Genomic DNA, 20,656 nt, shown 5'->3' on the forward strand with positions numbered 1-20,656 from the left:
GACACGCGCCGGCGTGCGCGGCGAGGTTGTCATCGATGCTTCCAACGCCGTGGCGACGAAAGAGCAACGGACCACCCAAGGGACAAAGAAGCAGGAGACGGTGCAGGCCGCCCCGAACCCCGACAACGTGAAGGTGCCGCGGCACACGTACGCTTCAAAGTCCAACGCCGAGCGTGCAGCGCGGGCCGAGTGGCAGAAGATTCAACGTGGGGTGGCGACGCTCAACATCACGCTGGCGCGTGGGCGGGCTGAGTTGTTTCCGTCGCTACATGCAAAGGTGAGCGGGTGGAAGCTGCAGATCGACAGCACGGGTTGGTCGATGGAACGCGTCGTTCACAACGTGAATGACAGCGGGTTCACTACCTCGGTGGAGTTCGATATTCAGCCGAACAGTCTTGAAGACCAAGGAAGTGTTGCGAGAAGGTAAACGCTTTTTGTTTCCTTCTTTCTCGTTGTGCTCGCGCGCTCGCAACGCTCAACATCAGAACTAAAAATCTTTCACGGGGCGCCGGATCAGAAGTTTCCTAGTCTGCTGCTTGAGGCGGGCGTGACGTGCGCACACCGCTCTCACAGCGTCATCCGCCGCATAGAAAACTCACCACCAAGCGCGAGGTTCGTGAAATGAAAGCAGCCCATTTGAAAGTCGTTGCTACCGTTATGGTCGCGGCCCTTCTTGGCGTCGGAGGCCAAGCACTGGCCGAGAAGAGTAAGAAGAGAGGCCCCATCAACAAGTCTGCTACCTACACGCTCATCTTGTTGAATAACACCGGTTCAGACATCACCATGACAAAGACAGCGAGCCACTGCATGCACGATGCCGGCCCCGCTTCTTACACCGTCAGGAACGGTGTACCGGGGTACTTCAATATCACCGACAGTAACGCCTTCGGATCCGACTGTACGAACGCTTGGAAGAACGTCATGTGGAACCTCAGCTCTGGTGGCACGCTGCAGTGGCGCCATGAGATCCAGGCAGGTTCGTGGCAGACACAAGTTCAAGGGAACGTGAAGTCCGCGGAGTGCGACGGCCAAAATTGCCTTGCACCGGCCTATGTCGGAAACGACCACACGACGCCAGTCGCCATCACGTTCTAATTGGAAAGCTGTGGCGCGAGCAGCACCGACGCACGGTAATGCTCGCGCTCTCGCGCTTGACCACGTAACCCACAACTTATGCTTTATCTGTCTATCGGCACGTCGAAAGAAATCCCCGTGTTGTGGTCAGCTTATGGCTTATTTTCCGGCCACGAATCTCCTAACGGCACAAAACTCAAAAATCCCTGTACTACGAGGCTTTGCGGGCGATTTTCGCCTGCCGCAACGTCTGCTCTCAATCGCCTGTCGATTGGCCTGTCCCGCCTCCCCACAACGCTCAGCGTGGGGGAAGCGCTGCATAACGCAGTCATCCAACGCTTACATCCTGAACACCGACGCAAGCCGATACCACCCCGCGACCGGGATGTCAGGGCCGTTGTGCGTCGACGCTTGGATGAAAAATGCCTCCGGGTACAACCGCGCAGATATCGAAGCCCATCTCGTTGTCGTCTGTCTCTTCTGCGCCTTCGAGCGCCCAGCTCGCCCAATCCTTCAATCGTCGGCATGTACTTGCACGGGCGTCGACGGACTGGTGAAAGTAGCTTTGCAACATCAACTCCGTCAGGTGGAATGAAATCGAATTGACCTGCTTGTCGCCTTGCGGACCTTCCACGATCCACCACGCGTGTACATCTATTCCGTCCAGTTCATCCCCTTCAAGCCGCAAGACGGCGCGACGGGGCAGCGTCTCTGTGAGCGCATCTTGGAGTTCACGTAGACCAGTCCTTTCGACTTCGTTGATCCGCTCGCGCATAAGGCCTCCGTATTCCCGCGTGCCCACATTGACGGGCCGCCATTCGAAGGTAGCTGCTGTGTAACTCCATGCGTTGACGGCGCACAACGAACCGGCGTTTAGAGCGCCAATCGGCGGCCCTCACGTCAATGGCGGCCGTGATGCGCCCCGATGGAGCGAAAAATCGTGTTCCCGGTCTTCACGGCCTACACGGATGGCGTCTCTCTCGTCGACGAAGAATGCGTTGGGCACGGTGAGCGCCAAGTCGTAGCCTGTGTCTGCGCACGGCTCCGAGCCCCGGAACTCCAACTGGACGCACAGCCATTCGCCCACCCGCCGGCGAATCACTTCCCGTCTCGGATGGTTCAATCGGCAGTACGCCTTCGCCTCGGCCAAGCTGAAATGCACTGCCAACGTACATTCCTGCCGATTGCCACGGAGTGTCGACATCGTCCACTTCGCTGCGACGTCGTAGCCGCCGCAATTGGTACGAGCAGAGCTGACGAGCGCGCCTCTGGGTAGCGCATGGGACACAGAGGACTCCAGTTCCCAAAGGGTGGCGGCAACCACCTCGTCCGGTTGATGTTCAAGCATGACGTTTCCCCGTTTTAGCCTATTGGATGGCTCTTTCTAATAGGCTTCACGGTACGCCGATGCTGGCCTTCGCTGGCTGATACAGATCAACTTCTGAACTGCCCCGAGGCTGCCGACCGTCCCTTTTTCCCGCCATTGAAGACATGGCAAACCGCCGCCGCGGGCCGCGAAGCTAACTGCACCGCACCCACCGATCACCAGACCGGGCATGCCGGCTGCTTCCGCCACGGGAGCGCAACGGAGGCCACGCATGCATCACGCATTACGAGTGACAAAGCGAACAGCAGCGGGTTGGCTGTTCTTCCTGGTATCGACGACTGGCAGCGCGCTTTCGCTCGCACAGCCCGCTGCCCCGCATCCGGCATCGCCAGACGCCGCACCAGCGGCTCAACCTAAGACGGCAAAACACTCCTTGTCACGGTATCCGGACACCATGCCGGCATCTGCGCCAAAATCGTCTGACCCACTGGCTACGGACACGCCCGTAGGATCGCGCGAGCCTGGCGGCAGCCATGATCCTTCGGGCACCAATGCCGCAGCAGGCCCCGGCGGCCCGGCCGACATGCGCGGCGAGCCCGTGCGCAAGCAGCCATTGCGTTAACGCTGGCGCAGGCGTCAGATAAGGGCAACCAATGAGAGCGAACGATGACCAGCGCGGCAGACCTGATCGTGACAACGCCCAGCGGCCTGTACTGCCCGGCAGGCGACTTCTACATTGACCCATGGCGACCGGTTGACCGTGCCGTCATCACGCACGCTCACAGTGACCATGCCCGCGTCGGGCACCAGCATTACCTGGCTGCCGCCCCGGGGGCGGGCGTGCTGCGCGCGCGGCTGGGGGCCGACATCGCCCTGCAGACGCTGCCATACGGTGAATCCATCGTCCATCACGGGGTCCGGTTGAGCTTTCGTCCGGCGGGGCATGTACTGGGGTCTGCGCAGGTGCGGCTGGAATATGGCGGTGACGTGTGGGTCGTGTCCGGCGACTACAAGGTCGAGGCGGACAGCACCTGCACACCGTTCGAGCCCGTGCGATGCAATACCTTCATCACCGAATCCACTTTCGGACTGCCGATCTACCACTGGCGCCCGCAGACCGAGATCTTTGCGCAGCTCAACGCTTGGTGGCGCGGCAATGCCGAGGCGGGCCGCGCAAGCGTTGTGTTCTGCTACGCGTTCGGCAAGGCACAGCGCATTCTCTCGGGGCTCGATACCGGCATTGGGCCGATTGTTTCGCACGGCGCCATGCTGCAGTTAGACGCCGCCTATCGGCACGCGGGCGTTGCGCTCCCACCCACGAAAGTTGTGACCGATGTGCCGCGTGCAGACTTGCGACGCGCGCTCGTGCTGGCCCCGCCGTCCGCACAACGCACGCCGTGGATGCGCCGTTTTGGTGACTATGCCGATGCGTTTGCCAGCGGCTGGATGCAGCTTCGCGGGGCGCGTCGGCGGCGCGGCGTCGATCGCGGCATCGTGCTGTCAGATCATGCCGACTGGCCCGGCTTGCTACAGGCCATTGACGCCACAGGTGCCACGCGTGTCTATGTCACGCACGGGCAAGTGGCCCCGATGGTGCGCTGGCTGTGCGAGCGTGGCCTGGATGCGCGCGCCTTCGCCACCGAGTATGGCGACGACGGCGAAGAAGGCGATGCAGCCGAAGCACGCGACACGTCCGCGCCAGTGGATCAGCCCGCGCCATGAGAACCTTTGCCGATCTGTACGCGCAGCTCGACGCCACCACGTCGAACAACGGCAAGCTGGCCGCACTGGTGGCATATCTGCGCACCGCGCCCGATGCCGACGCCGCCTGGGCGGTCTACTTCCTGGCCGGGGGCAAGCCGCGCCAGCTGGTGCCGCTGCGCGTGCTCGCCAGCTTTGCGCAGACCACCTCCGGCTTGCCGGATTGGCTGTTTGAGGAGTGCTACCAAGCCGTGGGCGACTTGGCTGAGACCATCGCCCTCGTCCTGCCCGATGCGGATCACGCAGACGACGCCACCCTGGCCGAGTGGATGGAAACGCGTTTGCTGCCGTTGCGCGGTCAGCCGCCCGAGCTGGTACTGCCTCGCCTTGCGGAACTGTGCCGAGGCCTTCCGCTGCAAGCGCGGCTGGTGTTGATGAAGTTGATGACCGGCGCGTTTCGCGTGGGGGTGTCAAAACTGCTGGTCACGCGCGCGCTGGCTGAGGTGGGCGGCACCGACCCCAAGCACGTCGCGCAACGGCTGATGGGCTATACCGACATCGGGCAGGCGCCCACAGCCGAGCGTTATCGGGCGCTGCTGGCCGATGCCAGCGTCGACGGCCACGCGCTCGATACCGGCCACCCGTATCCGTTCTTTCTCGCGCATCCGCTGCAGGCCGAAGTGGACGCTTTCGACACCCTGCTCGGCGCGCCTGCTGAATGGCAAATCGAATGGAAGTGGGATGGCATTCGCGCGCAACTCGTGCGCCGGGCCGACAGCGCATGGCTGTGGTCGCGCGGCGAGGAACTCATCACCGATCGTTTTCCCGAGCTGTCCGCCATGGCGGAGGTGCTGCCGCCGGGCACCGTGCTCGACGGCGAGATCGTGGTCTGGCAAGACGGTCGCGTCCAGCCGTTTGCGCTGCTTCAGCAACGCATCGGCCGCAAAACGCTGAACGCGCGCGTGCTGCGAGAGGCGCCAGCCGTGCTGCTGGCGTATGACCTGCTCGAATGGCAAGGGCAGGATTTGCGCGAGCGCACGCAAAGCGAACGGCGCGCGCAACTCGAACGTGTGATTGCCGAATGCATCCATCCGGCGCTGGAGCTGTCTCCGTTGCTTCAAGGCGACGACTGGCAGCATCTTGCGCACCAGCGCGAGGCCTCGCGCGAGCTGGGCGTTGAAGGGCTGATGCTCAAGCGGCGCGACGCACGCTACGGCGTGGGGCGCACCAAGGATGTGGGCGTGTGGTGGAAGTGGAAGATCGATCCGTTCTCGGTCGATGCCGTCCTGATCTATGCGCAGCGTGGCCACGGCCGGCGCGCGAGCCTGTACACCGACTACACCTTCGCCGTATGGGATGCACCGCCCGACGTGCCGGAGCGCAAGCTGGTGCCCTTTGCCAAGGCGTACTCCGGCCTGAACGACGCAGAGATCCGCCAGGTCGACGCGTTGATCCGCAAAACCACGGTGGAGAGCTTCGGCCCAGTGCGCAGCGTAGCGCCCACCCTGGTGTTCGAACTCGGCTTTGAAGGCATTGCACGCAGCGCGCGCCACAAGAGCGGCATCGCGGTGCGGTTTCCGCGCATGCTGCGCTGGCGCCATGACAAGCCCGTTGCCGAAGCCGATACCCTGCAGACGCTGGAAAGCCTGCTGCCGCCGTCATGAACGAAGCCGCGCTGCCCGATCTTGATGCATGGTTTGCCGCGCGCGGCTGGGAGCCAATGCCGTTCCAGCGCGCCGTGTGGTCGGCCATGGCACGCGGCGAATCGGGCCTGCTGCATGCCACCACAGGCGCGGGGAAAACCTATGCGGTCTGGCTCGGTGCGCTGCAACGGTTGGCGCAAGTGCGCGGGCGCGGCGGCGCGCCGCCGTTGTCGGTGCTGTGGCTTACTCCCATGCGCGCGCTGGCGGCCGACACCACGCGCGCATTGACCGACGCCGCACAGGCATTGGCGCCGCACTGGACCCTCGGGCAGCGCACCGGCGACACCGGCAATGCCGAGCGCGCCGCGCAATCGCGCCGTTTGCCCACCGCCCTGGTGACAACGCCCGAAAGCCTGTCGTTGCTGCTCGCGCGCGCCGATGCGCGTGAAGCCCTGGGCTCTGTGCGCGTGGTCGTCGTCGACGAATGGCACGAACTGGTGGGCAACAAACGCGGCGTGCAGGTGCAGTTGGCGCTGGCGCGGCTGCGCACGTGGTCACCGGGGCTGGTCGTGTGGGGCCTCTCAGCCACGCTGGGCAACCTGCCGGAAGCCATGGACGCGCTGGGCGATGCGACGACGCCCACCGCCGGCACGCTGGTGCAAGGCCACCTGCCCAAGCGCCTGGAGATCGATACGCTGCTCCCCGATGGCGTAGGCCGGTTTCCGTGGGCCGGGCATCTGGGCATGGCGATGCTGCCGCATGTGCTGGAGGAGCTGGAAAGCGCCCGCACCGCGCTGGTGTTTCTCAACACGCGCTCGCAAGCGGAGCTGTGGTATCAGGCCGTCATCAACGCGCGGCCGGAATGGGCCGGGCTGATTGCGTTGCATCACGGTTCGCTGGACCGCTCAACGCGCGACTGGGTCGAGACCGGGCTCAAGCAAGGCATGCTCAAGGCGGTGTTCTGTACATCAAGCCTGGATTTGGGCGTCGATTTTCTGCCGGTGGAACGCGTATTGCAGATCGGCTCGCCCAAGGGCGTGGCGCGGCTCTTGCAGCGTGCAGGGCGATCGGGCCATGCGCCGGGCCGGCCTTCTCGCGTGACGGTGGTGCCCACGCATAGCCTTGAACTCGTGGAAGGCGCGGCCGCACGCGCAGCCGCCGTGTCGGGCCACGTGGAAGCCCGCACCTCGCCGCACAAGCCGCTCGATGTGCTTGTCCAGCATCTGGTGACGGTGGCACTGGGCGGCGGCTTCGTGCCCGACGCGCTGTTGCAGGAAGTGCGCCGCGCATGGGCCTACCGGGATTTGCGCGATGACGAATGGCAATGGGCGCTCGACTTCGTGCGGCAGGGCGGCCACTCGCTCACCGCATATCCCGACTACCACCGCGTCACGCCAGATGAACACGGCATCTGGCGCGTGCCCGATGCACGGCTCGCACGGCGGCACCGCATGAGCATCGGCACCATCGTCAGCGATGCAACGATGACCGTGCGCTGGTGGCGCGCAGCCGGCGGCGGTGCCCTGGGCTCGATTGAGGAAGGGTTCATTGCCAGGCTTCGCCCCGGCGACAACTTCCTGTTTGCTGGCCGCCTGCTGGAGCTGGTGCGCGTGCAGGACATGACGGCCTATGTGCGGCGTGCCACCGGCAAACGCGCTGCCGTGCCACGCTGGAACGGCGGTCGCATGCCACTTTCTACCGAGCTGGCGCACGCGGTGGTCGCGCAGCTCGATGCGGCGGCACATGCGCGGTTCGACAGCCCCGAAATGGAAGCCGCACGTCCGCTGCTGGAGCTGCAAGGGCGCTGGTCTGCATTGCCAACCACGGCAACGCTGGTGGCCGAGACCCTGCACTCCCGCGAGGGCTGGCATCTGTTTCTCTACCCGTTTGCCGGGCGGCATGCGCACCTGGGGCTGGCAAGCTTGCTGGGCTGGCGCGCAGCCAATCGCACGCCGGCCACGTTCTCCCTGGCGTTCAACGACTACGGCCTCGAACTCCTGTCGGCCACGCCTATCGACTGGCCCGCGCTGCTTGCCAGCGGCGAACTCTTTGCCACGCACACGCTCATGCAGGATGTGCTGGCCAGCCTCAACGCCGGAGAACTGGCGCAACGCCGCTTTCGCGAGATCGCACGCGTATCGGGGCTGGTGTTCCAGGGCTACCCCGGCGCGCACAAGAGCGCGCGCCAGTTGCAGGCGTCGTCCGGCTTGTTCTATGAAGTGTTCCGGCGCCACGACCCCGGCAACCTGCTGCTCTCGCAAGCAGAAACGGAAGTGCTGCGCCAGGAGCTGGACCTGGACCGCATTGAATCCGCCCTCATCCGCATGCGTGGTTTGCGGCTAGAACTGTGCGCGCTGACCCGGCCTTCGCCGTTCGGCTTTCCGTTGATGGTGGAGCGTTTTCGCGAGCAGCTCTCGACCGAGAAACTCGCCGATCGGATCGCCCGCATGCTGGCCGAAGCTGAGCGCGCGGCAGGCCCCGAGCCGACCGATCCGGATGCTGCAACAAGGCCGGTGATCGATGCAGACGTGCAGGCCGCCTTGCGCCTGACCGAGTCGCCCGAAGCCGCAGGCAAGTCCAGCCGCCGCACCCGCCGGCCACGCAAGATATCGAAACCGCTGCCACTGCTATGACCTCCGCCCAAGACCTCGTCATCCAGTGCGCGGGCGAGACCGTCTGGCTGCTGCCCGAACGCGCGCTCTGGTGGCCCGCGCAACGCATGCTGATGGTGGCCGATGCGCACTTCGGCAAGGCGGCGACGTTCCGCGCGCGCGGCGTTCCGGTGCCTGCCGGAAGCACCGTCCAGGCCGTTGCCCGGTTGGATGCCATGCTGGATCGGCTGCCCGTCGAACATATCGCGTGGCTGGGCGACCTGCTGCACGCACGCGAGGCGCACGCGGCCATCGACGCGCTCGCCGCCTGGCGCACCCGACACGCAGAGGTAGCCTGCACGCTGGTCCGCGGCAACCACGACCGCCATGCGGGCGACCCGCCTGCGGCCCTGCGATTCAACGTGGTGGAAGAACCGTGGGCAATCGGCCCCTTCGCGCTATGCCATGAGCCGCAGGTGGTGCCCGATCGCTACGTCATCGCGGGCCACGTGCACCCAGGCATTGTCATCAGCGGACGCGGAAAAGACCGGCTCCGGCTGCCGTGCTTCCGCTTCGGGCAACGCGGAGCGCTGCTACCCGCATTCGGCGAGTTCACAGGGTTGTGGACGGCACCCGTTGCGCCGGGCGAAGCGCTCTATGGAGTGATTGACGACCGCGTCTGGCCGCTTCAGCCGTAGGCCCATCGCTTAGAGCACCGAGCTCAAGGCCGCTCATGCGTGAGCAGCAGGCGAGCCTGTTCCATGCCGTCGCGAATGGCCTCGCCTTCGGTATGCCAGCCGCGCCACGTCTGGGATATTTCCCGGATTTGGAACTGGCGCTCACCGTTTACAACAGAGATGCGCGGCACCCAGACGCCTTGTGCGTCTTGCTCCGCGCTGACAGTGACGGTATGGCCGGCACACTCGAACCGCACCTCGCCTTCGTGCGTTGCATCGCTCGCCATCATCGCCTTCCGTTCAAGAAGGGGGGCGACGGGTTGAGTCCTGGGTACATCGACGCGAGAGGTTGCGCGCCCGCCTCGAACACCCCGGCGGGCAAGCCGCGGGCGAGGGAATACATGGCAATCACGGCAAGAGTGAGCGCCGCGATCGCAAGCAGTTCTTGCATATGCATGAGCGTCTCCATGTCTGTTCGAGCTTGAAACAGCCAGTGCCTGGCGTAGACGCAATGTCCAGGCCCGAGCGGCGCAGCACCCGGGCCTGGGTGCGGTCGTTACGTGGACGTTACGCCTTCGCTTCACCAAGCTCCGCGCCGGTAGTCGGATCGACAGCCGGATCCGCCGCCAGGCGCGTCTTCATGGCCTCAAGCGCTTCCAGTTCGGCGTCGGTCAGGTTGACTGATGCGTTGCCGTCCCCGCCGTCGACGGGCACGGGTGGGTCCGAGACCAGCTCGAGGCCCGTGCCGCTATTCCACGGCGCCTGCACGATGGGGCCACCGCGCGACATCTTGAAATACGCTTCGCTGAACTCGGGCACCGGTGGCCGCTTGCCCGGGGGGAAGTTGCCGTTGATGGCATACAGCGCTTTCTCGAACGACTTCTGGTGCGACACTTCGCGCGTCATGAGAAAGCCCAGCGCGTCGCGCACACCGGGGTCATCGCTCACATTGATCAGCCGTTCATAGATGATCTTGGCGCGTGCTTCGGCCGCAATGTTCGAGCGCAAGTCTGCCGTCGGCTCGCCCAGCGAATCGATGTAGGCCGCCGTCCACGGAACGCCCGCCGAGTTCGTCAACGACGGGCCGCCGCCATAAAGCACCTGCGTCACATGGCTGTCGTTACCGGCGCCATTGAGCTTGCGATACAGCTCCGCCTGCTCATCCACTGCTTCCGCCAATTCCCCCTTGGCGCCGCGATTGAGCATGGCGACGATGGTGCCGATGATCTCCAGGTGACTCAGCTCCTCCGTCGCGATGTCGTAGAGCATGTCCTTGCGGCCTGCATCTTCTTCGGCGACGGCTTGCGTGAAGTAGCGCATGGCGGCAGCAAGCTCGCCTTGCGGGCCACCGAACTGCTCCAGCAGCAGGTTGGCCAAGCCGGGATTGGTTTCGCTGACCCGAACGGTGTACTGCAATCGCTTGTTGTGCATGAACATGGGGGTTCTCCGGGAATGGGTGAGCGCCTTCATGGCGCCACCCTCCTCCGCAACACCCGTTCCATCGCACGCCGCACGCCTGCCCTGCGAGCGATCAGGTACGAGCGTTGCGGAGGGGGCCTGCGCCATCCATTCCGGAGATTCCATGGACGACAGTCTCGCGCTTGAAAACGACACCTCCTCTGCATCGCGATGCGTCGTTGCCCACGCGCGCGAAGCGTTGGAAGGCCGGCGACGTGGTTGGCGCACGTTCATCCCGTTTGTCGGGCCGGCCGTGGTGGTTTCGGTGGCGTATACCGATCCGGGCAACATCGCCACCGGCATTGAAGCCGGTGCGCGATACGGGTATCAGTTGCTCTGGGTCGTGCTCGCATCCAGCCTGGTGGCGATGCTGTTCCAGATGCTCTCAGCACGGGTGGGCATTGTGACGGGCCAGAATCTCGCGCAGCTCTGTCGCACGCATCTGCCCGCGCCGGCCGGGATTGGCATGTGGCTGATCGCCGAGCTTGCGGCCATGGCGACCGACCTTGCGGAGTTCGTGGGTGCCGCCGTGGGCATCGCGCTCCTGACAGGAATGCCGTTGCTGCACGCCATGGTCGTCGCCGGTGTGCTGACCTATCTGCTGCTGACGCTGCAGGCGCGCGGGTTCCGCCATATCGAGCTGATGATTGGCGCGCTGGTGGCCGTGATCGGTATCTCTTACATCATCCAAGTGTGGATCTTGCCCGTTTCGTGGGCGGCCGCGCTCCGGCAGACCCTGGTGCCTACTGCGCTGCCGCCCGACGCGTTCATGTTGGCGGCAGGCATTGTCGGGGCGACGGTGATGCCTCACGCGCTCTTTCTGCACTCGGGTCTGGTCAATGCGCGTGTGCGCCCGCGCAGCGCATCGGAGACGTCGCAACTGCTTCGGTATTCCAACCGCGAGGTGGTGGCCGCGCTGGCCGCTGCCGGCTGCATCAACCTAGCCATGGTGATGGTGTCAGCGGGCGCGTTTCACGGCACACATGCAGAGGTGGCCGGCATTGAGGATGCCTACGTCACGTTGGCGCCGCTGTTCGGGGCATCGGCCGGGCTGGTGTTTCTGGTTGGACTGATCGCCTCGGGGTTGTCCAGCTCGGTGGTTGGCACACTGGCGGGGCAGATGGTGCTGCAGGGTTTCCTGCGTGTGCGTTTGCCGGTCTGGATGCGCCGGCTGATCACCATGGTGCCTGCGTTCATCGTCATCGGGGCGGGTATGGATGTCACACGCGCCCTTGTGCTCAGCCAGGTCATTCTGAGCATGGTGGTGCCGTTTCCCATGGCGGCACTGATCTGGTTGGCGCGCCGGCCCGATTTGATGGGACAGCACGCCGCAAGTCAGTGCCTGATTGTGCTGGCCACGGTGGGGGCCGTGCTGGTGGCCGGGTTGAACGGTGCACTTCTCGTCCATCTCGCCGCGTAGCAATGTGCGACGGCGTTCATTGTTGGGGGTATCACGCATGCGCCGCGCGCACTGCCGCCGCTGCAATGAAATCCGACAGCGAGACGTGGCCGCGCACAATGTCACCCGACTTGTCGAAACCCTCGTCCAGGCTTACGGCCGTCATCCGTGTATAGGCGCGGGCAGCTTCATCGGAGAAACCGAGCCCCTTGTAGATGGCCTCCCAGCGGTCTCGCGGCGCAACTTCAACCGCTACCTCGCAACCGAGCGTGCGCGACATCGCCTGCGCAACATCCCGCGGTGTGTAGCGCTGCGGGCCCTCCACGTAGCGCACGGCCACGTCGTCAAGCGGTGTCAGAAGCCGCGCCGCTGCCGCCTCGCCAAGGTCGACCGGTGCCACCATCGGCATGGGCATGTCGGCGGGATACATGCTCGGCAGCTTGCCTGTTTGCGCAACCATCTCCAGCAAGCCGGCCCAGTTGGTCATGTAGTAGGCGCCACGATTGATTGCGGCCGGGATTGGCTGGCGACGCAAGCCCTCCTCCAACTCCCACAGCGTGGTCAGATCGCCGATGCCCTGCCCGGGCCGCGCGCCATAGGTTGACGCGGCCACCACTTTCTCCAGCCCTGAATCCTCCAGCGCGGCGAGAATGTTGGCGATCGTCCGGCGCTCCGTCGCGTCGGTGTCGCCGGCAACATCCGCAGGTGGGTTAAGCAGAAATGCGCGCTGCCCGCGCCGGAATGCCGCCCTTAGCGAATCGACGTCCTCCACGTCGGCCATCGCAACCGATGCGCCTTTGTCGCGCCAGCGCCCCGCGCGTTCCGGCCGCCGGGTCAGGATCGTCACGTCTTCTCCGCTTGCCAGCAGCGTTTCTGCAACTGCGGCCCCCACATGTCCGGTTGCACCCATCACTACATACATCGCGCCTCCTCCTTGATGTCTGGGCTGCGCACCTGCGCAGCCGAGCGCCATCCGCAATCGTTGATTGACTCACGATGGCCTGGAAGCGTTGATAGCAGCGTTTGTGCCCGTAGATGGATGCGGCGCAGCAGATCAGCCGGCCCAGGCGCGACAGTGTTCGAGATACTGGCGTTCGTGCAACCCAAGCAGGTCGACGATCGAAGACCAGAGCCAGAACGGCGCATTGATGGATCGGCCGTGACGCGCCTTCAACTCGCGATGCCACGCCATCGCGACATCCCTAGGCATCTGGCTGCCATGTGCAAGGCCGACGATGTTCCCCAGGTAGGCGGCCAATACCGTGGCGTCCTTGTGCTCCAGCTTGTCGACAGACAACTTGAGATCTTGCGGTTGCAGCTCACGCATGAAAAAGCTGCTGCCCAGCATGCGCCCCCATGCCATTCGGTTTCCGAGGTCGGGAGAGAGACACCGCGCGCCGGTGACCACGCGCTCGCCGTTGATCCGGGGCATCTCGCCCGCAGAGGCACTGGGTGCAGCGGCCTTCCCCGCTTCCTTGACGTCAATCAGCCGATACCGCGGCCCGCGATCCTGGTCGACCGCAAGCAAGACGGCATAGCGCCGCTGCCCAAGTGAGCTGCACCCTTTGACCCAGTACGCCGCGTCCACAATGCGGACAGAGGCTTCGCCGGGCATTTCGTAAAGACATGCCACCAGGGCAACCACCCCGCGCTGGCTCACGAGTTGTTTCAGTTCGCGCTGTTCTTCTCGTGAGAGGGGCCAGAAATGACGCCCCAGAGGAATGGAGGGGGACGCGCCATCGAGCCGCTCCTGGGCCAGCTGCTTCCAGGTGCGCGCAGTCGCCGCCTTCATGGCAGTGCGCACGGATGCGGGGCGCGGCGGCAGGTGCACCGCAGCATCCGGATGGATGCCGTGCAAGTAGCCCGACATCAGCGCTTCCACCATTCGTGCGGTCACGATGCCCGGGAGGTCCGAACCGCGAGCGGCCGTCGCCAGCGACACGCCAAGCCGAATCAGGTCGTGCGCAGGATTGCCAAGCACCGTCTGATCCAGATCCCGGATTTGTATGCGCGTGGCGCCGGAGGCGTCGCCAATAGGGCCGAGATTACCCACATGGCAATCGCCGCAAATCCAGATGACGGGCCCCTCCGGGAAAGCGTGAGGCTGCACCTCGCTCAGCCACTCATAAAACTTCACGGTGCTGCCGCGAACGTACGCATGGGTCGAGCGCGTCATCTTGGATTGACGTAGCCGGGCTAGCACGGGCGCGCGATTTTCGGGGCTCACCACGCTCCGCGACGATTTTGGTTGGGCCATGCTTGTGCCGACTTGGAGTGTCTCAACTGGTTGATAAACGACCAAACCGCATGCAATAAGCGTTCCCTGGCCCCCAAACAGGCTAGATAACGCCTCCACGGTGCTGAACCTTTGCTATGCTTGCTCGAAGCGCGCTGTACAGCGCTGCTTCCATTGAATGGTCAACTTTACTCAACCATCTATTCTCACTATGGCCACCAAAACCAAGACCGCTGCCAAGACCGCTGCAAAGAAGGCCTCGCCGGCTAAGAAGGCCGCTCCGGCTAAGAAGCCTGCCGCAACGACGCCGACCCTCAAGCCTTTGAAGGACACGTTCACCAAGGCGAGCCTGGTGAGCCATCTGGCTGAACAAGCTGCCGTCGACGCCAAGGCGGTGAAGGCGGTGCTGCTCCATCTGGAGAACACCATCGTGGCTTCGCTGCACAAGAAGGGCGCCGGTGAATTCACGCTGCCCGGCCTCTTCAAGGTGACGTCGGTCAAGGTTCCGGCAACCAAGCGCCGCTTCGGCAAGAACCCCTTTACCGGCGTCGACCAGTGGTTCGAAGCCAAACCGGCAACTGTGCGTGTCAAGGTCCGTGCCCTGAAGAAGGTCAAGGACGCAGCGGTCAACAGCTAATAGCCGCCGCAAAGAAAAAGGGAGCCTCGGCTCCCTTTTTTGCGTGCCTGCCGGTCAAAAAGAACCGGCGGTGATATCCATGTCACATTGCCGACTGATGGATCGCTGGAATTCCTAGCGCGCCTTGCCCCGCGCCTTTCCGCCACTGCGAGCAGCCTCGTGGCCACCGGCGGCCCCATCCCCGCTCATGCGTTCCAGCCAGGAAAGCGCATCGACATACGACAAAAATTGCCGCAGATAATCGGGGGAGACCTCGCGCATCAATAGCAGTGACCGATGCACAAGACTGCTCGAATTCAGCGGACCGGCATTCACCGGCACCTTATCCAAGGCGTCGCGCAGCTGTTTCTCGGCGCTCACGCGGGACCACGTGTCCCGCACGTCTTCAAGAATCTTCAGCTCCGGCAATGCTTGCAGATGACGTACGGAACCACCTTCTGCAATGCAGCCGACATCCATGCGTTCACGGCTGGCAATGTCTCGCAGTAGTTCGGCCAACGCGCTACCGGAAGGCGCGTCTGCGTCGGTCGCATCGGACGTCGCCGGCGCGCGGTCAACGTCTTCTGCATAAGCCGCGATCAGCGTGCCCAGCCGCGCTTCGAGCATGCGTCGCGCCTCGCCGGTTTGATTGGCTGTGCGTCGATGCAGCGCCTCAATAAAGCGAAAGCGCACGCGGTTCAGCCGATCCGCGCCGGTTGCGCGCCAACCGTCGAGCGTGGCCTGCGTAGACAAATCAATGTGGCTCACGGCGTCCACCGTTGGAAGCGGCCTGCCTTGGAACCGGCGCGATCTCCACACGCCGGTTCTTCGCACGGCCGACGTCGTCCGCATTGGAACTCACTGGCTGCTGCGAGCCAAACGCTGCCGCAAACACACTGGACGCGGGAATACCTTCGTCAATCAGGGCGCGCGTGACGGTCAAGGCGCGCTTGGCGGACAGCTCCCAGTTATCTGCAAACAGGCGGTTGCCGGCACGCACCTGCTGGTCGTCAGAGAACCCGCTCACCATCAGGATCTCTTCACGCGACGTGAGATACGCGGCCAGCGGCCCTGCCAGGCTCTTCATCAGCGCGCGGCCCTCGGGTTGCAACTGATCGGAATTGATCGCGAACAGCACATTGCCATTGATGCCGATGCGCCCGTTGACGAGCGTCACGCGCCCGGCCGCCAGCGGGCCGGCCAGCGCCTGCTCCAGCGTCTTGCGGCGCTGGGCTTCGGCCTCGCGCTGCTTGACCTCGTTTTCCAGCTTGGACGATAGCTCCAACTGCACGCCGATCACACCCACCAGAATCAGCACGAACGCGCCCAGCAACACCGACATCAGGTCGCCAAACGCGGCCCAGACTGGCGCTGTGTCGTCGATGCCACCGTCAATCTCGTCGCTCATGCCGCGTCAGCCCCGGCCAGTGCGCGCTGGTCACCCAACCGTTGCAGGTCTTCCAGGATCTGTTTTTGGGACAGCATGCTCAGGTCGATCACCTCGCGCGCCTGCGCCACGTAGTAGGCAAGCTGCTCGTCGCTGCGCGTGAGCGACTTGTCGAGCGCGGTTTCAATGCGCTGCAGCTGGGCTGCAAGCTTGTCGTTCGACTCGCCGAACAGCTGCACGGCCGCACCAAAGGCCTCGCCCAGGCTCGCCACCTCGATCGCGCTGCCAGTTACCTGGGCGGCCACCGCGCCGAGCTTGCCGGTCTCGGCTTCCACCCGATCGGTAAATCGCACGCCCACGCGCTCGAGCAGATCCGCCGACGTTGCCACCAGCGCATCCACCGCCGTGCGCTGCTCGGTCGATGCATGGTTGACGGCGTCGAGCAGCGTTTCCAGCGTGCCCAGCAGGCGCGCACGCTCGTCCAGCATGGCGGTATCGCGCACCATGCTGTCGGACAGCTTCTGGCGCAGCTCGGCCACCACTTCGGCCGCAGCCTTGGGCGCTTCCGATGCGGCCTGCACCAGGCGAGAAATCTCGCTGATCGTGTTGTTGGCGTGCGCCTGCGTTTGCGCAGAAATGTCGCGCGCGGTTTGCGCGAGCGCATCGCAAATCTGTTGCTGACGGCTCGCGGTATCGGTGCCTGTTTTCTCCCACGCCTCGCTCAGCTTGGCGGCCATCGTGCCGAGTGCATCAGTCCAGGCCGCCAGACGTTGCGCGTCTCGCGCTTCCAGCGCGGCTTGCAGCGTGGCATGCGACTGGCGCGACGCATCCTGCTGCGAAGCGATATCGCGCGCGGTCTGCGCCAACGCATCGCAGATATCTTGCTGACGATTTGCCGTATCGGCGCCCGCTTTCTCCCACGCCTGGCTCAGCTTTTCGCCCGTGGCGCTGAGCGCCTCGGTCCAGGCCGCGAGACGTTGCGCGTCTCGTGCTTCCAACGCAGCTTGCAGCGCCGTATGCGACTGGCGCGACGCGTCTTGCAACGATACGGCGTGCTGCTCGAACGTGGCGGCGGCGGCCTCCAGCGCGCGCTGGTTCTGGACGGCGAGTTCGGTGTGGGCGTGTTCTTGCCGGGCAAGCGCATCGCGCCAGGCAGCGGACAAGCCGCCTGCTGTGGCATCAAGGCGCTCGGCAACGCCGTCAAGCAACCGCGCCGAGCGTTGCTCGAATGTTTCAGCAAACCGGTCGAGCGAGGTGCCGACTTGGCCAACCAGGGCTTCGCTGGAACGTTGATGCGCCGACAAGGCGTTGTTCCAAATGCCGGAAACCGTCTCGGCCGTGGCTTCAAAACGGGTCGACAGGCCGTCGAGCTGACGCTGCACCGCATGGGTTACCGTCTCCTGCAGCGCAGCCGATTCACGCGCGAGCCCAGCCATCGTCGTTTCCACCACAGGCTGCAGCGCGGCGTTGGCAACGCGTGCGCTCTCCGCTGCGCTGTCCTTCAACGACTGACCCACCGAAGAAGCAAGCTGGCTGTAGGCAGCTTCCGTCTTGTCGAGAAATGCCTGCTGGGCGGCGATCTGTCGCTCGCTGCTGGCCGCGCCCTGCTGTTCCAGCGACGCCATCATCGCCTGCAACCGGTCAACCAGCGCGGGCATCACATCGGATTGCCGCTGCAGAAGCTTGAACGTCTCTTCACGCTGATGCGCGTGCGAATAGATGCGCAGCGTGGTCGCGATCTTTGCGTCGAGCGCCTGGACTGCCTGCAACCGCTCGCGCCGGCACAGCGCCGAGAGCAACCCCAGCATGGCGGACGTCGCCACACCGGCAATCGAGGTCCCGAACGAGAACCCCAACCCCTTGATCGGGGCGGCAAGCGATGCGCGGATCGCCTGCAAGTCCGTCGCGCTCTCCAGCGCCGCGCCTGTGCCCTTGAGCGTTACCACCATGCCGAGCAGCGTGCCCAGCATGCCGAGCAGCACCAGCAGGCCCACCAGATACGGCGTCAACGCGGGCGCAGGCAGTGCCACACGTTCGCCTTCCACACGCAGGCGCACGGCGTTGCGCAGGCCGGGGTGCAGTTGTTCCAGCCAAGCGGACAGCTTGGGCGGCGGCTCGGTAAGCCCCGCAACGGCCTGCGTAACGGTGTTCGTGGCTTGGCGATAGCGGCGCAGTTCCAGGGCGCCGGCCACGTAGGCAGCACCAATCACGAGCGTGACGGCCAGCGCCAGCAGATTTCCGCCAACGAGGTAGCCGATGGCAATCCACCCCAAGGCCGCCAGCCCGGCAGAGAAAACGATGAGATTCAGGTGAAGTCTGGACATGAATGGTGTCTGTCCCGCTTAGCGGGGGCCAAGGGCTGCAAGCAACCCGTCGACCGGTTGAAAACGAACATCGAGCTCGGCCAGGAGGACGCTCTGCATATCCTTGCGGAACGCATCCAGCCAGGCGCGGGATGTGGATTGGGTGGCCTGGCCCTCTGCGGGCAACTCGGCCTGCCGCTGCTGCTCGGCCGCGCGCAGGCGCTCGAAGTACGGCCCAAGCATCGACGGAATGGTCCCCAGCAACGAACGTTCGCGGCCTGCGAGCGCCTGCTCCATGCTGGCGTCCAATACCGCAAGTCGCGCGAGGTCGGGCGTCCTGGCGGCCAGCAGGCGTCGCAGGCGGCCACGCAGGTCGCCAATTTCCAGCTCCATCGTCTGCTGCATCAGCACGTAGCGCTGCCGAAAGTCGGCATAGTCGACCACTAGCGGCGCCGACGGGCTCTGGATCGGCGCGCGTGGGCCCGTCCTGGCTTCAGGCGCACAGCTGGACGCGATGGATTTCGCCAACGCTGCCCGAACACGGCCCCCGATCGTCTCTGCGTCCGGACCGGCCGCCAGCGTGCTGGAGGCAATGGCGGGCGGCGCCGCGCTTAGTGCCGATGAAAGCGTGATGGCATCCGTCCAGCTGAGCCATTGGCTCAACTGATCTGAAAGGGGCTGCGCGGATGCGGAAACGTCGACGTCCGTCAGGCGAGCAAGAATGCGGATCAGCGCAGGGCCGCTGAGCGCCCTGCGTTGCTGGACGTGCGCCATGCTACGAGTGCCGAAAAAAGGCTGGAGTTTACACTGCCTGCCGGGTCGGACCTGCGTCTTCGAGTGGCAAAAGAATCACTTCCCAAGAAGAATCAAGGCGATCAATCGGCTCGCCTGCGATATAGGGCTGCATCCTCCAGTGCATAGCGGGGCATTGGGCCTGTAATGGCGAGGGTCTTCGCCGAAACAGAGTCACTCCAGCGCTGCCGCGGAGGGCATCCGGGTCGCCCATCCGCATTTGTGCGATCAGGCCGACAGCGGTATTGTGTCGCCCACTACCGCACCCTCCCCGCTTTCCTGCCATTTCCCCGTGACCGATCACCCCACCCTTACCTGGACCGACGACCGCCCAGACGCCAGCAACGACGCCGTCCATACCGTCCTCTGGCGCTCCGAAGCCGGCAACGCGCCGCCCAAGCGCGTGGTCGTTGCGGACGATCGCACCACCGCCGATGCGGCCTACCGCCTCGCCTGCGAAGGCACGGCATTGCTTTGGCAGGGCGATTTCCAGAACGCGCGCCAACTGCTGCAGGCCATGTCCCGCCGCACTGATCGCAAACCCGGCAAGACGCGCAAGGAAGCCACCTCGGCCATCAATGCGTTCAACCTGCACCGACAGGCGCAATCGCAGCGCGCCCGCACGCTCGGCATGCTGCTGATTCCGCTGGACGTGGATTACACAATCCCGCTGCGCCGGGCACCCGATATGCGCGAGGCCTGCACCGAGGCCTACGGCACCAGCCAGGCCGCTTCCGTCGTCTCGCTGCGCGAGCTGCTCGGTCTGATCGGCGCGCATGAGTGGCGCAAGAAAGGGGTCGAGATTTCCGCGCTCGGTGGTGAGCGCATTCACCCGCACTACGGCGTGTTCTCGCCCGTGCGCGGCGAATACATCGATCTGGTGGCAAAGGCGCCGTTGCCTTCGAAAACCCTGGCGTTCGATATCGGCACAGGCACGGGCGTGCTGGCAGCGGTGCTGGCCAAACGCGGCGTGAAGCACGTCATCGGCACCGATCAGGACCCGCGTGCGCTGGCCTGTGCGCGCGACAATCTGGCGCGTCTCGGTCTGCAAGCGCGGGTGGACGTTGTCGATGCAGATCTGTTTCCCGAAGGCCGTGCGCCGCTGATCGTGTGCAACCCGCCGTGGCTGCCGGCGCGGCCCAGCTCGCCCATCGAGCGCGCCGTCTACGACCCGGACAGCCGCATGCTGCGCGGCTTTCTGGACGGCCTGGCCGCCCATCTGGAGCCGAATGGCGAGGGCTGGTTGATCCTGTCGGACTTTGCCGAGCATCTTGGCCTGCGCACGCGCGATGCCCTGCTGGCGATGATCGACGCTGCCGGCCTGCAGGTGGTGGGCCGGGAAGACATCAAGCCGAAGCACCCGAAGGCGTCCGATGAAAACGACCCGCTCTATCGCGCGCGGGTTGCCGAGGTCACGTCGCTGTGGCGCCTGAAGGCGCGCCAGTAAACCGT

General features: G+C 64.7%; 20 protein-coding genes. 9 read left to right on the forward strand and 11 right to left on the reverse strand.

The window, feature by feature from the left end:
• The first annotated feature begins 13 nt into the window (after window positions 1-13).
• Complete coding sequence (locus ACEN9T_RS03595) at window positions 14-427, forward strand: hypothetical protein (protein ID WP_254775630.1); 414 nt, start codon at window positions 14-16, stop codon at window positions 425-427.
• A 125-nt stretch (window positions 428-552) separates the two neighbouring features.
• Window positions 553-1,095, forward strand: coding sequence for a hypothetical protein (locus ACEN9T_RS03600; RefSeq protein ID WP_139219356.1), 543 nt, complete (start codon window positions 553-555; stop codon window positions 1,093-1,095).
• A 367-nt stretch (window positions 1,096-1,462) separates the two neighbouring features.
• On the opposite strand, the gene ACEN9T_RS03605 is transcribed toward ACEN9T_RS03600, so the two are convergent.
• The gene (locus ACEN9T_RS03605; protein WP_092971200.1) at window positions 1,463-1,849 is read right to left on the reverse strand and encodes a hypothetical protein; all 387 of its coding nucleotides are present in this window, start codon (window positions 1,847-1,849) and stop codon (window positions 1,463-1,465) included.
• 120 nt (window positions 1,850-1,969) lie between these two features.
• Window positions 1,970-2,422 carry a hypothetical protein gene (locus ACEN9T_RS03610; RefSeq protein ID WP_413706453.1) on the reverse strand — a complete coding sequence of 151 codons (453 nt, stop codon included), beginning with the start codon at window positions 2,420-2,422 and terminating at the stop codon, window positions 1,970-1,972.
• 645 nt (window positions 2,423-3,067) lie between these two features.
• Between ACEN9T_RS03610 and ACEN9T_RS03615 the strand changes: the two genes are divergently transcribed.
• Genes ACEN9T_RS03615 through pdeM form a run of 4 tightly spaced genes read left to right on the forward strand, consistent with a single transcriptional unit; the run spans window position 3,068 to window position 9,034 of the window.
• A complete protein-coding gene (locus ACEN9T_RS03615; RefSeq protein ID WP_413706454.1) occupies window positions 3,068-4,123 on the forward strand; it encodes a ligase-associated DNA damage response exonuclease in 1,056 nt (351 codons plus the stop codon).
• Window positions 4,120-5,766: an ATP-dependent DNA ligase gene (locus ACEN9T_RS03620; protein ID WP_413706455.1), complete on the forward strand. Its 1,647-nt coding sequence runs from the start codon at window positions 4,120-4,122 to the stop codon at window positions 5,764-5,766. The genes ACEN9T_RS03615 and ACEN9T_RS03620 overlap by 4 nt, the downstream gene beginning before the upstream one ends.
• Entirely contained in the window at window positions 5,763-8,378 is a 2,616-nt protein-coding gene (locus ACEN9T_RS03625; RefSeq protein ID WP_413706456.1) for a ligase-associated DNA damage response DEXH box helicase, read from the forward strand. Before ACEN9T_RS03620 ends, ACEN9T_RS03625 begins: the two co-directional genes overlap by 4 nt.
• Entirely contained in the window at window positions 8,375-9,034 is a 660-nt protein-coding gene (pdeM, locus tag ACEN9T_RS03630; protein ID WP_413706457.1) for a ligase-associated DNA damage response endonuclease PdeM, read from the forward strand. Before ACEN9T_RS03625 ends, pdeM begins: the two co-directional genes overlap by 4 nt.
• Before the next feature lie 23 nt (window positions 9,035-9,057).
• On the opposite strand, the gene ACEN9T_RS03635 is transcribed toward pdeM, so the two are convergent.
• The 3 genes from ACEN9T_RS03635 to ACEN9T_RS03645 all read right to left on the reverse strand — a co-directional run bounded on the left by ACEN9T_RS03635 (window position 9,058) and on the right by ACEN9T_RS03645 (window position 10,450).
• A complete protein-coding gene (locus ACEN9T_RS03635) occupies window positions 9,058-9,303 on the reverse strand; it encodes a DUF6566 family protein (protein ID WP_139219355.1) in 246 nt (81 codons plus the stop codon).
• The gene (locus tag ACEN9T_RS03640) at window positions 9,300-9,470 is read right to left on the reverse strand and encodes a hypothetical protein (RefSeq protein ID WP_175537097.1); all 171 of its coding nucleotides are present in this window, start codon (window positions 9,468-9,470) and stop codon (window positions 9,300-9,302) included. Before ACEN9T_RS03640 ends, ACEN9T_RS03635 begins: the two co-directional genes overlap by 4 nt.
• 110 nt (window positions 9,471-9,580) lie before the next feature.
• Window positions 9,581-10,450 (reverse strand): manganese catalase family protein, encoded by an 870-nt coding sequence (locus ACEN9T_RS03645; protein ID WP_413706458.1) that lies wholly within the window; start codon window positions 10,448-10,450, stop codon window positions 9,581-9,583.
• Window positions 10,451-10,595: 145 nt separating this feature from the next.
• On the opposite strand from ACEN9T_RS03645, the gene ACEN9T_RS03650 reads away from it, so the two are divergent.
• The gene (locus ACEN9T_RS03650) at window positions 10,596-11,891 is read left to right on the forward strand and encodes an Nramp family divalent metal transporter (protein WP_413706459.1); all 1,296 of its coding nucleotides are present in this window, start codon (window positions 10,596-10,598) and stop codon (window positions 11,889-11,891) included.
• 31 nt (window positions 11,892-11,922) lie between these two features.
• Here ACEN9T_RS03650 and ACEN9T_RS03655 read toward each other — a convergent pair whose 3' ends face one another.
• Window positions 11,923-12,843 (reverse strand): NAD(P)H-binding protein, encoded by a 921-nt coding sequence (locus ACEN9T_RS03655; RefSeq protein ID WP_413706460.1) that lies wholly within the window; start codon window positions 12,841-12,843, stop codon window positions 11,923-11,925.
• An 81-nt stretch (window positions 12,844-12,924) separates the two neighbouring features.
• Window positions 12,925-14,127, reverse strand: coding sequence for a DUF2252 family protein (locus ACEN9T_RS03660; protein ID WP_092971190.1), 1,203 nt, complete (start codon window positions 14,125-14,127; stop codon window positions 12,925-12,927).
• Between the two features lie 190 nt (window positions 14,128-14,317).
• Between ACEN9T_RS03660 and ACEN9T_RS03665 the strand changes: the two genes are divergently transcribed.
• Window positions 14,318-14,743: an HU family DNA-binding protein gene (locus ACEN9T_RS03665; protein ID WP_004631552.1), complete on the forward strand. Its 426-nt coding sequence runs from the start codon at window positions 14,318-14,320 to the stop codon at window positions 14,741-14,743.
• A gap of 114 nt (window positions 14,744-14,857) precedes the next feature.
• On the opposite strand, the gene ACEN9T_RS03670 is transcribed toward ACEN9T_RS03665, so the two are convergent.
• The 4 genes from ACEN9T_RS03670 to ACEN9T_RS03685 are packed head-to-tail and all read right to left on the reverse strand — an operon-like array spanning window position 14,858 to window position 19,186.
• Window positions 14,858-15,499 carry a DUF2894 domain-containing protein gene (locus tag ACEN9T_RS03670; RefSeq protein WP_413706594.1) on the reverse strand — a complete coding sequence of 214 codons (642 nt, stop codon included), beginning with the start codon at window positions 15,497-15,499 and terminating at the stop codon, window positions 14,858-14,860.
• Entirely contained in the window at window positions 15,477-16,130 is a 654-nt protein-coding gene (locus ACEN9T_RS03675) for an OmpA family protein (protein WP_413706461.1), read from the reverse strand. The genes ACEN9T_RS03670 and ACEN9T_RS03675 overlap by 23 nt, the downstream gene beginning before the upstream one ends.
• Window positions 16,127-18,433 (reverse strand): DUF802 domain-containing protein, encoded by a 2,307-nt coding sequence (locus tag ACEN9T_RS03680; protein ID WP_413706462.1) that lies wholly within the window; start codon window positions 18,431-18,433, stop codon window positions 16,127-16,129. Before ACEN9T_RS03680 ends, ACEN9T_RS03675 begins: the two co-directional genes overlap by 4 nt.
• An 18-nt stretch (window positions 18,434-18,451) precedes the next feature.
• Window positions 18,452-19,186, reverse strand: coding sequence for a DUF3348 domain-containing protein (locus ACEN9T_RS03685; protein ID WP_092971186.1), 735 nt, complete (start codon window positions 19,184-19,186; stop codon window positions 18,452-18,454).
• Window positions 19,187-19,496: 310 nt separating this feature from the next.
• Here ACEN9T_RS03685 and ACEN9T_RS03690 point away from each other — a divergent pair, with 310 nt between their 5' ends.
• Window positions 19,497-20,651, forward strand: a complete 1,155-nt coding sequence (locus ACEN9T_RS03690) for a methyltransferase (RefSeq protein ID WP_413706463.1) — start codon at window positions 19,497-19,499, stop codon at window positions 20,649-20,651.
• Window positions 20,652-20,656: the final 5 nt, after the last annotated feature.

It is taken from the genome of Ralstonia sp. Ralssp110 (genome assembly GCF_047325135.1).
In the GTDB taxonomy this organism is placed as follows: domain Bacteria; phylum Pseudomonadota; class Gammaproteobacteria; order Burkholderiales; family Burkholderiaceae; genus Ralstonia; species Ralstonia mojiangensis.

Bases quoted from the DNA above. Each gene is read 5' to 3' on its own strand.
- ACEN9T_RS03665 (WP_004631552.1), top strand. From the start codon at position 14,318: ATGGCCACCAAAACCAAGACCGCTGCCAAGACCGCTGCAAAGAAGGCC.
- ACEN9T_RS03675 (WP_413706461.1), bottom strand. From the start codon at position 16,130: ATGAGCGACGAGATTGACGGTGGCATCGACGACACAGCGCCAGTCTGG.
- ACEN9T_RS03650 (WP_413706459.1), top strand. From the start codon at position 10,596: ATGGACGACAGTCTCGCGCTTGAAAACGACACCTCCTCTGCATCGCGA.
- ACEN9T_RS03635 (WP_139219355.1), bottom strand. From the start codon at position 9,303: ATGATGGCGAGCGATGCAACGCACGAAGGCGAGGTGCGGTTCGAGTGT.
- ACEN9T_RS03640 (WP_175537097.1), bottom strand. From the start codon at position 9,470: ATGCATATGCAAGAACTGCTTGCGATCGCGGCGCTCACTCTTGCCGTG.
- ACEN9T_RS03685 (WP_092971186.1), bottom strand. From the start codon at position 19,186: ATGGCGCACGTCCAGCAACGCAGGGCGCTCAGCGGCCCTGCGCTGATC.
- ACEN9T_RS03605 (WP_092971200.1), bottom strand. From the start codon at position 1,849: ATGCGCGAGCGGATCAACGAAGTCGAAAGGACTGGTCTACGTGAACTC.
- ACEN9T_RS03660 (WP_092971190.1), bottom strand. From the start codon at position 14,127: ATGGCCCAACCAAAATCGTCGCGGAGCGTGGTGAGCCCCGAAAATCGC.
- ACEN9T_RS03655 (WP_413706460.1), bottom strand. From the start codon at position 12,843: ATGGCGCTCGGCTGCGCAGGTGCGCAGCCCAGACATCAAGGAGGAGGC.
- ACEN9T_RS03625 (WP_413706456.1), top strand. From the start codon at position 5,763: ATGAACGAAGCCGCGCTGCCCGATCTTGATGCATGGTTTGCCGCGCGC.
- ACEN9T_RS03645 (WP_413706458.1), bottom strand. From the start codon at position 10,450: ATGTTCATGCACAACAAGCGATTGCAGTACACCGTTCGGGTCAGCGAA.
- pdeM (WP_413706457.1), top strand. From the start codon at position 8,375: ATGACCTCCGCCCAAGACCTCGTCATCCAGTGCGCGGGCGAGACCGTC.
- ACEN9T_RS03680 (WP_413706462.1), bottom strand. From the start codon at position 18,433: ATGTCCAGACTTCACCTGAATCTCATCGTTTTCTCTGCCGGGCTGGCG.
- ACEN9T_RS03620 (WP_413706455.1), top strand. From the start codon at position 4,120: ATGAGAACCTTTGCCGATCTGTACGCGCAGCTCGACGCCACCACGTCG.
- ACEN9T_RS03610 (WP_413706453.1), bottom strand. From the start codon at position 2,422: ATGCTTGAACATCAACCGGACGAGGTGGTTGCCGCCACCCTTTGGGAA.
- ACEN9T_RS03615 (WP_413706454.1), top strand. From the start codon at position 3,068: ATGACCAGCGCGGCAGACCTGATCGTGACAACGCCCAGCGGCCTGTAC.